At 49.9% G+C, this 14,936-nt stretch carries 11 protein-coding genes and 1 pseudogene; 2 read left to right on the top strand and 10 right to left on the bottom strand.

Annotated features, from left to right (window positions below; all coding sequences use genetic code 11):
- Positions 1–43 precede the first annotated feature (43 nt).
- Positions 44–2,422 carry an RNA polymerase recycling motor HelD gene (helD, locus tag ASL14_RS01995; protein WP_223264308.1) on the bottom strand — a complete coding sequence of 793 codons (2,379 nt, stop codon included), beginning with the start codon at positions 2,420–2,422 and terminating at the stop codon, positions 44–46.
- 311 nt (positions 2,423–2,733) lie between these two features.
- Entirely contained in the window at positions 2,734–3,765 is a 1,032-nt protein-coding gene (locus ASL14_RS02000; protein WP_187644880.1) for an FUSC family protein, read from the bottom strand.
- A 187-nt stretch (positions 3,766–3,952) separates the two neighbouring features.
- On the opposite strand from ASL14_RS02000, the gene ASL14_RS02005 reads away from it, so the two are divergent.
- Both ASL14_RS02005 and ASL14_RS02010 read left to right on the top strand, forming a co-directional pair.
- Positions 3,953–5,272 carry an MFS transporter gene (locus ASL14_RS02005; RefSeq protein WP_442953212.1) on the top strand — a complete coding sequence of 440 codons (1,320 nt, stop codon included), beginning with the start codon at positions 3,953–3,955 and terminating at the stop codon, positions 5,270–5,272.
- Between the two features lie 93 nt (positions 5,273–5,365).
- Entirely contained in the window at positions 5,366–6,535 is a 1,170-nt protein-coding gene (locus ASL14_RS02010) for a glycosyltransferase family 4 protein (RefSeq protein WP_134910257.1), read from the top strand.
- Between the two features lie 133 nt (positions 6,536–6,668).
- On the opposite strand, the gene ASL14_RS02015 is transcribed toward ASL14_RS02010, so the two are convergent.
- The 8 genes and pseudogenes from ASL14_RS02015 to ASL14_RS02050 all read right to left on the bottom strand — a co-directional run bounded on the left by ASL14_RS02015 (position 6,669) and on the right by ASL14_RS02050 (position 14,698).
- Complete coding sequence (locus tag ASL14_RS02015; RefSeq protein WP_134910258.1) at positions 6,669–7,301, bottom strand: DUF2238 domain-containing protein; 633 nt, start codon at positions 7,299–7,301, stop codon at positions 6,669–6,671.
- A gap of 27 nt (positions 7,302–7,328) precedes the next feature.
- On the bottom strand, positions 7,329–7,532 hold the full coding sequence (locus ASL14_RS02020; protein WP_013309792.1) for a YwbE family protein: 204 nt from the start codon (positions 7,530–7,532) through the stop codon (positions 7,329–7,331).
- Positions 7,533–7,595: 63 nt separating this feature from the next.
- Positions 7,596–8,189, bottom strand: coding sequence for a DUF1361 domain-containing protein (locus ASL14_RS02025; RefSeq protein ID WP_223264163.1), 594 nt, complete (start codon positions 8,187–8,189; stop codon positions 7,596–7,598).
- Between the two features lie 331 nt (positions 8,190–8,520).
- Positions 8,521–10,296 carry a hypothetical protein gene (locus ASL14_RS02030; protein WP_134910259.1) on the bottom strand — a complete coding sequence of 592 codons (1,776 nt, stop codon included), beginning with the start codon at positions 10,294–10,296 and terminating at the stop codon, positions 8,521–8,523.
- 9 nt (positions 10,297–10,305) lie between these two features.
- Positions 10,306–11,268, bottom strand: a complete 963-nt coding sequence (locus tag ASL14_RS02035; RefSeq protein WP_134910260.1) for a sugar phosphate isomerase/epimerase family protein — start codon at positions 11,266–11,268, stop codon at positions 10,306–10,308.
- Positions 11,265–12,137, bottom strand: a complete 873-nt coding sequence (locus ASL14_RS02040; RefSeq protein ID WP_134910261.1) for a carbohydrate ABC transporter permease — start codon at positions 12,135–12,137, stop codon at positions 11,265–11,267. The genes ASL14_RS02035 and ASL14_RS02040 overlap by 4 nt, the downstream gene beginning before the upstream one ends.
- 22 nt (positions 12,138–12,159) lie before the next feature.
- Positions 12,160–13,062: an ABC transporter permease gene (locus ASL14_RS02045; RefSeq protein WP_134910262.1), complete on the bottom strand. Its 903-nt coding sequence runs from the start codon at positions 13,060–13,062 to the stop codon at positions 12,160–12,162.
- 30 nt (positions 13,063–13,092) lie between these two features.
- Positions 13,093–14,698, bottom strand: a pseudogene (locus ASL14_RS02050) (extracellular solute-binding protein).
- Positions 14,699–14,936: the final 238 nt, after the last annotated feature.

Raw genomic sequence — 14,936 nt, forward strand, 5'->3', positions numbered from 1 at the left:
CTTATTTGCTTATGTTACTGGAATACGCACAATTATGCCAGTCTTACAGAACAGGATCACTTTCTTCCACTTTACGGGTATACGAATCCGATTCCTGCGAACTCACGAATGGTGTAATTTCGCCTATCGTATAAATGTGCAGCAAATGCATAGCCCGTGTACAGGCAGTGTAGAACAACTTGCGCTCACTTTCACGCTGATATTGCTCCGCTGATCCGTCATAGATCAGGACCGCATCGAATTCTACGCCTTTCGCCAGATAAGCCGGAATGATATGAATTCCCTTTTCAAAAGCCGGAGTTGTCTTCTTGATCAGCCTTGGCTTCACGGGCAACTGCCCTTCGAGCGCTTCGTAAGCTGCTGCACTTTCTCCGGCATTTTTGCAGATTACTGCCACGGATTCATAGCCTTCTGCCAGCAATTCTGTGATGTTTCCGACGATCAGACGATGCAGCATTTCACGCGAATGTACCTCCGTAACACGTGGCTTCTCACCCTTCCGGTTAAACGGTACAATATGCTCGCCTTCGGCTACCATTCCCCGGGTAAACTCCACAATTTCCTGAGTCGAGCGGTAGCTGCGTGTCAGAGAGATCATCTCAGTCTGTTCCGCTCCATACAGCTCATAGAGAGGTTCCGCATCCTGAAGCACCGAAGCATGCGCATAAATCGCCTGATTAAAATCGCCCAGCGCCGTCATTTTAGCCTGCGGAAACAAGCGCTTGAAAAAAGCCAGTTGAAACGGTGAATAGTCCTGCGCTTCATCAATAAACACATGACGGATATTACTATTGGAACGGAAACCCAACATCAGCTCACGCAGATACAAAAAGGGGGTTACGTCCTCATACGCCAGTTCCCCGGCCTGCATCCGTTCCAGCGTTTGACGGCTGATTTCACTCCAGCTATCGGGCAGCTCGGCGTGATCGGCCAGTTGGCTCAGCAGCGTCTCATTCAGGAACAACTCCCCGTATAAGCGGGTCGTGTCCACAAAGCGAAGCGCCTTGATCCACTTACGCAAGGGCTTCAAGCGGTCACTGACCACCATACGCGCCAGTATTTCCCGTTCACGTGTAAAATCGTCGAAGGTATGGCCCTTGTTCTTGGATTTACGCCGCATGCGATTATAAGCACGCTGGTAATCCTCAGGCTCCATCAGATCCATCTGCTGATCCACCCATGGAGCAGAGCATTCCTCCTTACCGAAACGGGCCAGCTCCTTGAGCATCCAATCCCTTAGCAGCTCCAGCCGATTCGCCAGCCGTACCGAAGAGTCGAATCCATAAAACTTGCGCACCATTTCCTCCAATGGAACCACCTCGCGCCCTTGAAACCGGATCGGTTTAAAACGCATACCTTCCTGCTCCAAATATGCCTTGTATCCGGTAATGGCTTGTAAAAACGTCTTGGAAGACTTAAAGCGGATACCTTCCATTCTGGCCTCATACCCCGGCTGTGACGATGCCGAAAGTACATATTCCAGTTGCTCAAAGGGATCTTCCAGTTGAAACTCCCGGCCCAACCGACGCTCTAAATACTCCTGAAGCGTGGCCTGGAGCATGTTTTCCTCACCCAATTCGGGCAGTACCGTCGAAACGTAGCTGTTAAACATCGGATTGGGCGAAAATAGCACCACCTGATCCGCGCGCAAGCGATCACGGTACTTATACAGCAAATAGGCTACTCTCTGGAGCGCAGCAGATGTTTTGCCGCTTCCCGCCGCCCCCTGTACGATGAGCATACGGCTTCGATCATCACGAATAATGCGATTCTGCTCCCTTTGGATTGTTGCCACAATACTTTTCATCTGAGCATCCGAGCTGCGGCTCAGCACCGCCTGTAGCAGCTCGTCTCCAATCGTTACCCCTGTATCGAACATAAAACGAATCTGTCCACCGCGGATCGAGAATTGGCGCTTGAGCGTCAGTTCTCCTTTCATTTCCCCTGTCGGAGTCTTATAGGAAGCGGGACCCGGCATATTATCGTAATAGAGATTGGAAATCGGCGCACGCCAGTCATAGACCAGAAATTCCTCGTCCTGATTATCCAGCAGGGAGGCGATCCCCAGATAAACACGCTCTGCGGGCTGTCCTTCCTCAGCAAAATCAATACGTGCAAAATACGGTGATTCCAGCAGCTTTTTCAAACGACCCAGCGCCTCTGTAGAATGCTTGTGCCTGCGCTCCCGTTCCGACAAAATTTCAGATTGCTGACGCAAGCTGGTGGAGGTCTCGCCCACATCATCCGCCTCACTAAAATTGATCGTTACCTCATCCCAAAAGTCTTTACGCATATCTACGACATCTCCGCGTACAGAGCCAACCTCCGTCTCCAGCTTCCGAATGCGCCCGCTAATGACAGCAGTCACGTCCTCTACTCTCCGTTGTTCCTCATTCCATTGCTGCTCAGTAGTCACTGGCATCACTCCTGTTCCGTTTCCTCCCGCTCCACCGCAGGGCTAAACTATGTTCTATTATGGACCTGGGTATACCCTTGGCATCCCTCTGATCCGGGAAAATTGACTTACACTTTGAAACATGCTATAATGCGATAAGAAGTGTAATTAACGAATTTAAATTCATGGTTTTACCATAAACATAGCATCCTCTATTGTAGCAACTTCACCCCCTGTTCGCAACCAGCGGGCTTTTTTTATGCCTTTTTATATACGCAAAAAGCGGTCGTCCATCTGTATAGATGAATACGACCGCTTTTTGCTTTTTCATACATTCGCTACTTGCTCTCTTCCACAGGATGAATATGATCCGCCAATCTGCTCAACCGCTCCAGTTGATGACCATAGTCATACATCGCGGCAGCCACAATCGACAGTCTCAGCATTCCCTCCTGACAGTGGTCAAAACGGGTAATTGCATGCTTCATAAATTCGCCGTTCGCCTGCTGGAACATTTCGCTTTCTTCCTCGTTCGGTTTCAGCTTATCCTCGAATTTAAGCAGCGCATGTTCATGGAACCGGATCAGCAGCTCCAGATGACTATCAAAAAATGCATCCGTTCCCTTCGGTCGTAAGGACTGGAAGTAGTGCCTTTCCACCGCGTCCAGTACCTCATATCCTTTGTGCAAACTTCCGAGCATTTGCTTGTATACCACCATCTGCCTCGTCTGACTGAACCGGGAGCGCTTGAGCTTCTTCTGCTCTTCCTCGAACAAATGATATTTATCCGATAGCGATTTTATAGCTCCCTCCAGATTGCCTTTTTCCTCTTTAAAGACAGACTCCTTAATCTCATCGGAAATGGCGGTGCGCAGCAGCAAGGACATACTGTTAAATACACTTTGAATCTGATTGATAAACTGCCTTTTCGGTTTCGGGGGAAAAACAGTAACATTAATGACAAAAGCAGAAACAATCCCGATTAAGGTGAGCACAAAACGGGTCACCGCAAATTTCCAGTCACCGGAAGCTTCCATTACAGAAACAACGGTAACGAGTGTCAAACCTACCGTATCAGCCATATTTATTTTCAGACATATCATTAGTACCAGTACACATACCAATCCGACCGCAATCGGTTCATTTGAAAATACCATTCCGCCCAGCAACGCCATGATTGCACCCAGTGTGCTTGTTTGGAGTTGATCCAGAAAATAACGCCACGACCTGTATATCGACGGTTGCATGGCAAAAATAGCGGCTATCGCTGCCCCCACAGGCGAATGGGTATTCAAGAGCGTGCTCAAAAAAAGGGCGAGCGTCACTGCGATTCCCGTTTTTAACACCCGTGCTCCAAAAGCCAAAGCCATCCCTCCTGCTTACCCTTCAAATTTATTCATACCGAATTACTATAATGAAATTTCAAGACAAAGTCTATGCTTTATTATTACCCAAAAAAATCGGAGACAAGGAATATTTATGAAATGCACAGATCCTGCTAGAATACATATCAACAGCATCAACTTATCTGCATCAACGTCACAGGAGGATCGCATCGTGTCATGGATTAGCAAAATGTTAGACGAGCCTCGAAAGTGGCCACGTAATATCCGATTGTTTTTTATCGCCAATCTGCTGTACCAGATGGGTACGGGGATGTTTTCCGTACTGTATAACCTGCATATCCAGGGGCTTGGCTTCGGGGATGACATGAATGGCCGAGTGGTGAGCATGCAGGCGCTGGCTACAGCTTTGCTGTTTATTCCGGTCGGTTTTTTAGGGGATCGGACGAGCCGCAAACACATGCTGGTCATCGGAGCGCTATTCAGCGGTGTTGCCTTTCTCATCCGTACCTTTACGGATACCAGTGGCAGTATGCTGGTTTTCGCCGTCGTTTCGGGAGTATTTGCCGCCTTTATTCAGGTGCTGGCTGTACCCTTTTTGGCGGAAAGCATAAGCAAAGCCCAGCGCTTGAAGATATTCAGCTATTACTCGGCTCTTGTACTCGCGGCACAGGTCATAGGGAGCTTTGGCGGTGGTGTGCTTGCGGATGGACTGCAAACGTGGGGGATCACACAGCTTTCCAGTCTGCGGGTCGCCCTGTTTCTCGGAGGAACGGCAACACTGACCGCTTTTATTCCTCTATTGTTCATGACAAAAGCCTCTCACGTCGAAGAAAATGTGCACCTTGCCAAATCGACACCTGAACCGGTAACAGCGGATACGGCGGAATCCACGCCCGCATTACCAGTAGCACTTGCTCCTGCTGCTTCCGATACCCGGGTTATCGGACAATTTGTTCTTGCCCAGTTTTTTCTCGGGTTGGGCTCAGGTCTGGTCATCCCGTATCTCAATTTATATTTTACGAACCGCTTTTCCGTATCGCTCAGCGCGATGAGTTTGCTGATTGCTCTCGGTCAGCTCATGACCATCCTCTCCATGCTGATCGGGCCTACGCTTGGCAGCCGGATCGGACTGGTCAAGGCTGTCGTGGGCTTTCAACTGCTCTCGCTCCCGTTTCTTCTGATTACCGGCTTCACCAATGTCCTCTGGATTGCTTCCATCAGCTTTCTGTTCAGGCAAGCGTTGATGAATGCGGCCAATCCGCTGCAAACTGCCATTCTGGTGGAACGTGTATCGGATAAGAACCGGGGCATTGCCAACTCGATTCTCCAAACGACCTGGATGCTCGGAACCGCAGGCATGGGACCTGTACAAGCCTATCTGATTACGACCTACGGCAATTACTGGGGCTATGCCATCACGTTCAGCATGACAGGTGTGTTCTATATTTTGTCCTCCCTCGTCTACTATTGGATGTTCCGAGAAAACCGCCCGTCCGCGGGTCAGCTTTTACAAAACCCGGCAAGCCCGTAAACAAAATCATGGCACAATAAAAGCCGGAGCCTCCAAGCGGACTCCCATGGAACGTCATAGGATAAATGAGAATGGCGGAGGAGGAATGAAGGCATGCTTCGAGTCGCATTATTTACGGACACGTATGCTCCTGACGTAAATGGCGCTGCCCTGACACTGGAACGATGGATTGGCTATCTGGAGAAACATGGGGTATCTACGCTCGTCTTCGCACCGGAGGCAGACCATCATCTGCCCTCCGGGCCGGGTGTAGAACGGTTTCGGAGCATCCCTTTTTTGTTGTACCGTGAATGCAGACTGGCGATCCCCAACGCCAAGCAGATTAACGACCGTCTGACCGCCTTTTCCCCGCACCTGATTCATGTCGCTACCCCGTTTAACCTTGGCCTGTACGGAACAAGCTACGCAGCCAAACACCATGTTCCGCTCGTCGCCTCATATCATACCCACTTTGATAAATACCTCGAATATTACAAGCTTCGCTGGCTTGAACCTGCCTTATGGAAATACATGCTCTGGTTTCACAGACATTGTGAACGAGTGTACGTGCCCTCTCGGTCAACTATGGAGTTATTGCGCAATAGAGGAATGAGTCAACTCGAAATCTGGGGCCGAGGCATTGATACCCAACGCTTCCAACCGAAAGTGGATCGTCACGAAGTATGGAGAAAATGGGGCGTTCGCGCAGACGCTTTCGTTATTTTATATGTCGGCAGACTTGCACCGGAAAAGGGAATAGACACCCTACTGGACGCCTATCTCCAGTTGCCTGACGATGTCCGGGCAGAATCTGTGCTGGTCATTGCGGGAGACGGACCACTGTACAAGGTCAAAACAGCAGCGGACATGGGGGTGCCAGAGCATGCAGTCCATTGGCTTGGCTTTGTGAAAGGGCAGGAATTAGCGGAGCTATACGCCGCAGCGGATGTATTCCTGTTTCCCTCCACTACGGAAACATTCGGCAACGTCGTGCTGGAGGCCATGGCGAGCGGAACGCCCGTGGTCGGTGCCGATGAAGGCGGGGTAAAGGATAATCTCATCCATGGGAAGACGGGCTTACTGTGTCCGGCTGGAGATGCCCCTGCCTTTGCCCAAGCTGTACACCTGTTGTACAAAGACGGCCCGCTTCGCGATTCTATGTCCGTGGCGGGCAGAGCGTACAGTCTGGAGCAGACGTGGGACCGCATTTTCGAACGGCTGCTGGACAGCTACATCGATGCAGCAACCTTACATCTCGGCAGCCGCCCTATGACGCATATATAGCCCCAGAAACTGCGGATCTCAGGATACATCAAAGGGTGGTTAGAAAATGCTTTAGCACGCATTCTGTAACCACCCTCCACTATCATTACAACTTTATATCGTCCAGCTATAATCTCCAATAGAAAGGAACCCGCTAATGTCTGAGCTGTTTCAGCAGCTTGTTATGTACTCCGCTTAACAGAATCACGGCTGTCATGGCACCAAGCAAAGCAAGAAGCATATCCCATTGAGTATCCCATATATCCCCTTGGGTTCCCAAAAAGGCTTCTGCGGCCGTTCCAGTCGCCTTGGCTACGGCAAACTCAATCAGCTCATACGCAGCACTAATCGCAAGGCATACACTAACCGTGAGAAAGGTCAGCCAACCTCCGCTTCCCAAGGTCGTTTTACGCAGCAGTACTTCTCTGACAATAAGCGCAGGCACAAAGCCTTGCACAAAATGCCCAAGTCGGTCGTAATAGTTACGCTCCAGCCCGAAGGTATCCCGAATCCAGTTGAACAGGGGCATTTCCGCATAGGTATAATGCCCGCCGACAATCAGAATGAGCGCATGCAGCCACATCAGGGTATACACCAGATTCGTAAACCGGAATTGGCGGTAAACCGCCACCAGCAGACCCGCTCCCAAAATCGCCGGGAGAACTTCCAGTACCCAGGTAAAATGATCCGCCGGATGGATAAAGGACCAGATGAGAACAAGCACCAGTAATACAAGCAAAACAAACGGATAGCGATCATGTTGCGACCTTGCCGTTGCCTGATTCATACGTCATTCCCCCTCAACCCGCGGTCTCTATCCTTCATTGGTTACGATATGTTTGACACGCCCAACCTGTCCGTCTGCCAAACGCACTTTAATTCCATGCGGATGACGCGGAGAATTGGTCAAAATATCCTTCACCGTTCCTCGCGTCAGCTTTCCGGTAGGCTGATCTTTTTTAAGCACAATATCCACCTGAAGCCCTGCGCGAATATCTGATCGGTTCTGTCCGTTCATTGTCTCTACTCCTCCTTTCTATTCAAGCTTATGAAGCTACTCAGCCACATGGTCGTATTGACATCACCAGTTACGCCATTCATCCCGACGGCTGTTGCCGATCCAAACCACGCACATCGTGGATACATAGCTAATGAACAAAATAGCGAATACCATCCCACTAAACTCCACAAAATGAGCACGCTGCAGGGTATCTGCCCATATGGAGGATACCTGCGCATATAACTGGGAAGGCGCAGATATAATATCCCATGTGTTCCCCCGAAAGAAACGACCGATATAAATCCCCAAGCTACTTAGCAGCAGTACAGCCAGCACAAACAGCCAGCTTACAAACCCGCCGCGTGCACGCTGTACCAGCTGTCGTACAGATTCGAGCGATACAAATCCCATCGTCAGCCCAAGGACAGCGACCGACAGCATCCCCAGTACATGATTCCAGAAATACGGCTCTCCCCAAAAGCGTTGCTCCCCGAGAAAAGGATATCTCGCGAACACATGCAGCAAATCTGTGATTAAATACGGTGTGTTGGGATAAAAAAAGAACCATACCGCTCCCGTTATCCAGAGCAAAAATGTTCTCGTTCCCCGCCGCCAGGAACTATAAATCACATCAAGCAGCAGCGTTAAAAGCATCGGAATCCAGGCCAGCATCATATTCCACCAAATAAAAGATAAGGGCGGCCTCCCGAGGGCAGCCGCACGTTAATGATCCACAAGGTGCTTATCACTGAGCATACGGCCAATACAATAAAACATACCCTTTTACAGGATAATTCAACGATCTTAAACGGGCATACATAAGTGTCTTTCCCTCCTTTGCAACCGTCCATCCTTCCTGACGTTCCAATTTACACCTGTTCTGGACAGTGTACACCACAATCGCTTCAAGCTCAATGGAAGCGCTCCATTCAGCAGGGCTCAAGACACCAAAAAGCACCTGTTTCCGAGACTAACCTCATCCCCGGAAACAGGTGCTCATCGTACCTCAAACTTCACTCACTGGCAAAGGAGACATACGGATCGTGATCGTCTGATCGAACGGAGCCATCCAATTGACTAGCAATGTGTGACAATCCACAGGGTGAGCAGCCCCCCGAACCGAAGTAGCCGAATGCTCCATCGCTGTTCCTGTCAGCTCTAACCATGCATTTCCCGATTCATAGCGCGCCATACCCCCAGTCCAGCATTGCACCGCTTCATTAACCAGCCTGTATTCCCCGCAAGTGAATTTTCCTTCACGTCCAAAAACAAATAAAATCTGTGTCATGCAATCCACCGGACCTTCTGAACGAAAACGAAGCGTCCACATATCCTCCTGACGATCCACATCGACCCGGATTTCATGCTTCTGTTCATGGGTTAGTGGTCGTTTGTGGTGCGGGAGCAAATACCACGGACTGATTTCCTCCTGCGAGGTAGGCGGCAGATCAGCGGCAGCAACAGGCCCGTAATAGCCCTTGGCCTGCTGACCCGATAGCGTCCATCCGGTTTCATGCGCAGTCAGCTCCTGCATAGGCACGAAGCCTGGCGAGAAATACGAAGCTGCCTGAACCGCCAGTAGACGTGCATCTCCATGCCGCAACGATAGGAACGATGAAGCCTCGGTCATGAGTGTCGCGCTGGTATCCTTCTGCCGATATCGAGCAACCGGAGCGCCAAAGTCCGTATGCAGCCTGCTGTGATAAATGTGCTGATGATGCCCTGCCTCATCCATCCGGCTCAGATAGTCAGCCCTCGGAAAACCTCCGTTCAGCAGCTTGTTATAGGTGACAGGTAATGCAGCTGGTGGTAGTTTGCGGGTTTGCAAACGTGGCTCCAGCAAAAAGCGCACAGCCGCATTAATCGGAGCACCGCCCGGATGATCCGTTACTTGAACCGCGGCGACAGCCATCGCTTCGAATATAGTATCCTCATCCTCGGTAGCCAGCATGGCATACGGGAGAAGATAGGAGGATAAATTCATCATCACGCCGAAGTCCTGTCTTCCCGAATACTCTGTGACCACTTCCCCATCCGGATGGACAAGATACACCATCATGTGCAAATTGCGCCGCACCGGCTCCAGCAGCTCCGGCAGCTTCAATAAACGGGCGGCATGAATCAGCATAATATCGCTGACGGCATTATAAATTCCGTTGCTGCGCTCCGTCCATTCGCCATCCGGCGTTTCGTCCAGCCCTTCTGCCAGCCACATACCGGCCCGGGCGAGCGCCTCGGGTAGATCAAACAGCTCATGCAGGAAGCCCAGAGCAGCGCACAGCACCCAGCGGTGATTCGGCGTATGGCAACCTCCGGTCAGCATGACTGGAATCGTCCGCTCCAGAAACAGGCGGATCGCGCCAGTCACCCGGCACAGCTCCAGCCAGTCGTCACCGATCAGCAACTGGTAGACCTGAGCATAGCCTACCACCACGAACGCCGTATCCGGCGGCGAATGAAAATTGGTCCAGCCCGGCGAAATAGAGCCGTCCTCATGCTGTACACGCAGCATGTACTGCGCCGCCAGCTCCAGCCGGATCAGCACATCCTCATTCCGGTAATAGGCGGAATCCGGATTGACGAGCGCGGCCGCCCAGATTGCCATTGCCGCAGGAGTGCCAACCGAATGATTAGGCCAGGCAATCCCGTTCTCATCATCGGTCACCCCGCCGTAATAACGGCTGTCGACATCCAGCACCTGATGATCCATGCCCGGTTTCACCCAGGCATCGTTGACCGCTACGATTTTACTGTACATTCCCTCAACCCCTGTGATATGCATAATCGTTGATCATCCTTGCGTCTGAAGTTTCGCTATCTTACTTGTCAGCAACTCATGGCTGCGTTCAATGTCCTCTGGCTGGCAAGCCGCTTTCAGTTCATACACCTTGATCGGCGCCTGCAGGATGATCTGAATGAAACGATCAAAGAACTCCAGATCACCACTATGAATATAAGGGCACCAGTGATCGGATAACCCTATCGTTTCATGGATGTGGACACCGAGAATATAGTCGATCATTTCATTGGCTTCCTTGGCATTATCGTACAATCCCATCCGGTCCATGATCATGCCGTGTCCAATGTCATACCACAGATATACGGGTGCGCCCTTCAAATCGTCTATGATCGTCTTGGCCTCCTGTAAGGTAGGCATCTGATAGCAGCGTGAACGCGTTTCGATACCAATCGCTACATCATAGCCCTTGGAGGCGATACGGTCACACACCTCTTCCAGACTGTCGCGGATACGTTGTACATAATGCCCGCTCAGCGTATTCCGCCGCTCCAGCATTTGTGCCCACAACGCTTGATAAGCTACCGAATCCCTGCCCTGCTCACGGTAAATCACTTCCAGCTCACCGCTGATATCGTAAGGAAACGGAACCTCTCCAGGATGCACAACCACTGCCTTTGCACCATAACGATGCGCATATTCCGCAGATTGTACCTGCAGCTCTATCGCGCGTTTTCGCTTCGTCTCATCATCAAATCCGAGCAGAACGGAATCCGTACCGTAATCCGGGTCGGGCGTATATGGAAACGTATTATGCACACTCGATATGCCGATTTCTCCCCGCTCAATCATAGGCTCAATCGTCGTCAGCATTTCCCGGGTAATGTTATAATTCAGCTCCACCCGGCCAAAGCCCAGCTCACGGATTTCCTCCACAAGCTCTCGGCCGACTGTATGCCTTTTTATATTCCAACAGGTGGAAAAGGAGTATTCCCCCTTCGCCTTCATCGTCATCATCCTTTCACCGCTCCAAGCATCACGCCGCTGACAAAATATCTTTGCAGCCATGGATAAACAAGCATGATCGGAACCGTTGCGAAAATGACACTCGCCGCCTTCAGCCCTTCAGGTGTAATTCTTGCGCCGCTTGCTCCTTCCAGCCTCGACAGCTCGGACACCATGTTATTTTGAATCATTTGATACAGCTTAAGCTGCAACGGGAACAAATCCGGGTTTTGGATATACATCAGCGTATCCTGAAACCCATTCCAGCGCCCCACACCGTAAAACAGACTTAATGTCGCCAGAACAGGCAGGGATAGCGGAAGCACAATCCGAATCAAAGTACCGAATTGGCTGCTGCCATCAATCTCTGCTGCTTCTCCCAAGCTCTCTGGAATCCCGTTAAAGAAGGAAATCAGAATAATCAGATAAAACGGACTGATCAGACCGGGTAAAATAAGGGACCACATATTATTCAGCAAATGCAGATCGCGCACCAGAATGTATTCTGGAATGATGCCGCCACTGAAAAACATCGTCACCACAATCATAAACATAATCGTTTTGCGGCCCTTTAAATTTTTCTTCGTTAACGGATATGCAGCTATCACCGTCATCAGCATACTCAGCACCGTCGTGATCACAGTCAGCATGACCGTAAACCCGAGCGAACGAATCATGCTCAAATCGGAGAAAACCTTCCCGTACGCCTTCAGATTGAACTCAACCGGGAACAAGGTAACTTCTCCGGACGTAATAGCCCGGTTTGAGCTGAAGGAAATAGACAAAATATGAATAAACGGGGCCAAACACAGCAGTACAGCCACAGCCACCAATAGGGTGGTTACGATATCAAAGGTGCGGTTCGCAGTACGTTCACTCATCAGGTGTCAGCTCCTTTACCACTTACAAAATACTTTCATCCGTCAGCTTCTTGGAAGCATAGTTCGCGCCCAGTACGAAGATCAGACCGACCACCGCCTGAAACAGCCCCACCACCGTTGCCAGCGTATATTGCCCGGATTCCATTCCGATACGATATACAAACGTACTTAACACATCGGAATAATCCCGAACCGCCACGTTGCCAATAACATAAGGACGATCAAAGCCAATGGTGATCATATTGCCCAGATTAATGATGAGCAGCGTAGCAATCGTCGTTTTCATACCTGGGATCGTAATGTGCCAAATTCGTTTCATACGCCCTGCGCCATCTACCTCAGCGGCCTCAAACAACTCCCGGTTAATTCCAGTCAAGGCAGCCAGGTACAAAATCGTTCCCCAGCCTGCACTTTGCCACACACCCGTAAGCAGATAGGTGATCACCCAATCATTTTTATCCGTCAAAAAAGGAATTGCCTGAAATCCGAACGAGGTCAGCACATTGTTGATCATGCCGGACTGCGTACCAAATACCTGGTACACAATCCCGCCAATAATTACCCACGAGATAAAATGGGGAATGTACAAAATCGTCTGCGACAGCTTCTTGAACCAGACCACTTTCATTTCATAGAGCAAAATCGCCAGGACCAAGGGTGCCGGAAAAGATACCAGCAGATCAAGCAGATTCAGCACGATGGTATTGCGCAGTGTTCTATAGAAATCGTCCATGCGGAACACTTCCCGAAACGCGTCGAATCCGATCCATTCACTTCCGGTAATTCCCTGGAAAAAGTTGAAATCCTTAAATGCAATCTGCACGCCCCACATCGGGCCATATTTGAATACAATAAAGTAGACCAAGGGCAGCACAAGCAACGCGTATAATTGCCAATATCTGCGGAAGTAAACGTTCCCTTTCATGCGCTGTCTCCTCCTTTACATTCCGCCTTCTTACTTGTCTGTCATGGCCTTGTAAGCCTCGGTGCGCTCATCCAGTATCGCTTGACCGCCGCTTGCCATATAATCCTTCAATGCCGCTTCATAGGTTGCATCAAATTGTGCAGGTGGTGCCATTACCGATTTCACAACCATTTCATCAAACTTGTCCAGCAGCGAGTTGCTGTATTTGGACTCGGATTTGATTGGATGGTCAAATTTCAGCGGAGGTACGGTGTCTGTGTTGGAAATATCCATCGCTTTGCGGACATCCCCTGGAACTGGGACGGCATGCCCAAAATAAAGGCTTCCTTGTTCTTCTCATCATCGCCTGCAATCTTGCCGTTCGCTACGATAACTACATCGCCCTGATTATAGATACGGTCCTGTGCTTCTTGTGTCGGATTTTCCTTGGCAACCGGGATTCCATCTTTCAAGGTATAATTTTCACCCTCTACACCGTTTTGCATATCGAGCAGTACCTTCTCGGAAGACATCCAATCGAGGTACTTAATCGCCTCAATCGCATGCTCACTGGATTTAGGTACCATAATGTACAGGCCATTGGATGCAAATTCCGGCTTGGCATGCTTGCCCTCACTGTTCGTGTACGGATCCATTGGCGTCAGCTTGGCTTTCGGCTGGTTGGCCAACAGATTTGCATAAGCGGAGTCGTTGTAAAAATGTTGTCGTAATCTTCACTGAAAAAGCCGGTATTGCCGCTTTGAATATCCTGAGTCAGTTGTTTTTTATCCTTATCCAAACCAAAATCCTTGCTGATCAGATCTTCATTGTAAAGCTTGTTCATAAACTGAACTCCATCCTTGAATCCAGGCAGCAGGATCGGATAGTCACGGGAACCCAGCTTTTGAGTCAGCGTATATTTCTGCTCATCCGTCACCGGCTTGATAAAAGACCACAGCAGCGAATCATATTGTCCCGGCTCCATCGTCATCCCCAGCGGAACCACCTTACCGCCGGTCTTGCCTGGGTCTTTTTCCTTGAATGCTTTGAGCGTGTTATATAGTTCGTCTGTCGTTTTAGGGACAGGCATTTTCAGTGTATCGAGCCAATCCTGGCGTATGAAGGAAGAATATTTCCCTAAAATAGTACGCTTACCCGGAATGGCAAACTGCTTGCCTTCCACCTGACCGTAGCTCAGCGTATCTTCACCAAGGAATTTTTTGAGATTCGGGCCATACTCATTCAGTAGCGGAGTCAAATCTGTCAGCCCACCTTGCTCTGCGTACCGCTCAAAAGTGCCGGAATCGTAAGTGAATACGATATCAGGTACATCGCCGCCACTCGCCATCAGGACATTCAGCTTGGTGACCTCTTCCGAGCGCTGAACAGGCACATATGATAGATCAATATTGTTGGGTTTGCCAAAGTTCTCTTTTGCATAACGGGTTAAATAGCTGTCGGTAATGGTGTAGCCTTGAGGTGTGTTGCCTCTGTCAAAAATTTCAACCTTCAATGAACCACCCTTGTCTCCGGTAGCCGTCGAACTTTTGTCCGCCTCACCCGACGAGCATCCGCTCAATACAACCGACAGTGCAACTGTAGCTGCAAGCAGCAGACGCAGCTTCTTCAATGTTCCTCCAGCCTTATTTCCTCTCATTCCTGAACACCCCTTTGTCTGCTTTTTCCCGTTCGCCCCTCTTCTTATCAGAAGGTTATGGCATATCATGCATTGGCATGTATCTGTCCGTGTAGGTCCGGGATGTGCCTTAGTATGACATGAGCGTAGGAAAACTGACAATAAACTAGTTTCCCGATCATAAACAGTTTAGATGAAAGCGATTACCAAACACGATAAAACGCTTACTTTTATAAAAGATCACTATTTTCCTGCGAAT

This window comes from Paenibacillus sp. IHB B 3084 (assembly GCF_001447315.1).
Taxonomy (GTDB): domain Bacteria; phylum Bacillota; class Bacilli; order Paenibacillales; family Paenibacillaceae; genus Paenibacillus.

Bases quoted from the DNA above. Each gene is read 5' to 3' on its own strand.
- ASL14_RS02010 (WP_134910257.1), top strand. From the start codon at position 5,366: ATGCTTCGAGTCGCATTATTTACGGACACGTATGCTCCTGACGTAAAT.
- helD (WP_223264308.1), bottom strand. From the start codon at position 2,422: ATGCCAGTGACTACTGAGCAGCAATGGAATGAGGAACAACGGAGAGTA.
- ASL14_RS02020 (WP_013309792.1), bottom strand. From the start codon at position 7,532: ATGAACGGACAGAACCGATCAGATATTCGCGCAGGGCTTCAGGTGGAT.
- ASL14_RS02035 (WP_134910260.1), bottom strand. From the start codon at position 11,268: ATGATGACGATGAAGGCGAAGGGGGAATACTCCTTTTCCACCTGTTGG.
- ASL14_RS02045 (WP_134910262.1), bottom strand. From the start codon at position 13,062: ATGAAAGGGAACGTTTACTTCCGCAGATATTGGCAATTATACGCGTTG.
- ASL14_RS02030 (WP_134910259.1), bottom strand. From the start codon at position 10,296: ATGCATATCACAGGGGTTGAGGGAATGTACAGTAAAATCGTAGCGGTC.
- ASL14_RS02000 (WP_187644880.1), bottom strand. From the start codon at position 3,765: ATGGCTTTGGCTTTTGGAGCACGGGTGTTAAAAACGGGAATCGCAGTG.
- ASL14_RS02040 (WP_134910261.1), bottom strand. From the start codon at position 12,137: ATGAGTGAACGTACTGCGAACCGCACCTTTGATATCGTAACCACCCTA.
- ASL14_RS02025 (WP_223264163.1), bottom strand. From the start codon at position 8,189: ATGATGCTGGCCTGGATTCCGATGCTTTTAACGCTGCTGCTTGATGTG.
- ASL14_RS02015 (WP_134910258.1), bottom strand. From the start codon at position 7,301: ATGAATCAGGCAACGGCAAGGTCGCAACATGATCGCTATCCGTTTGTT.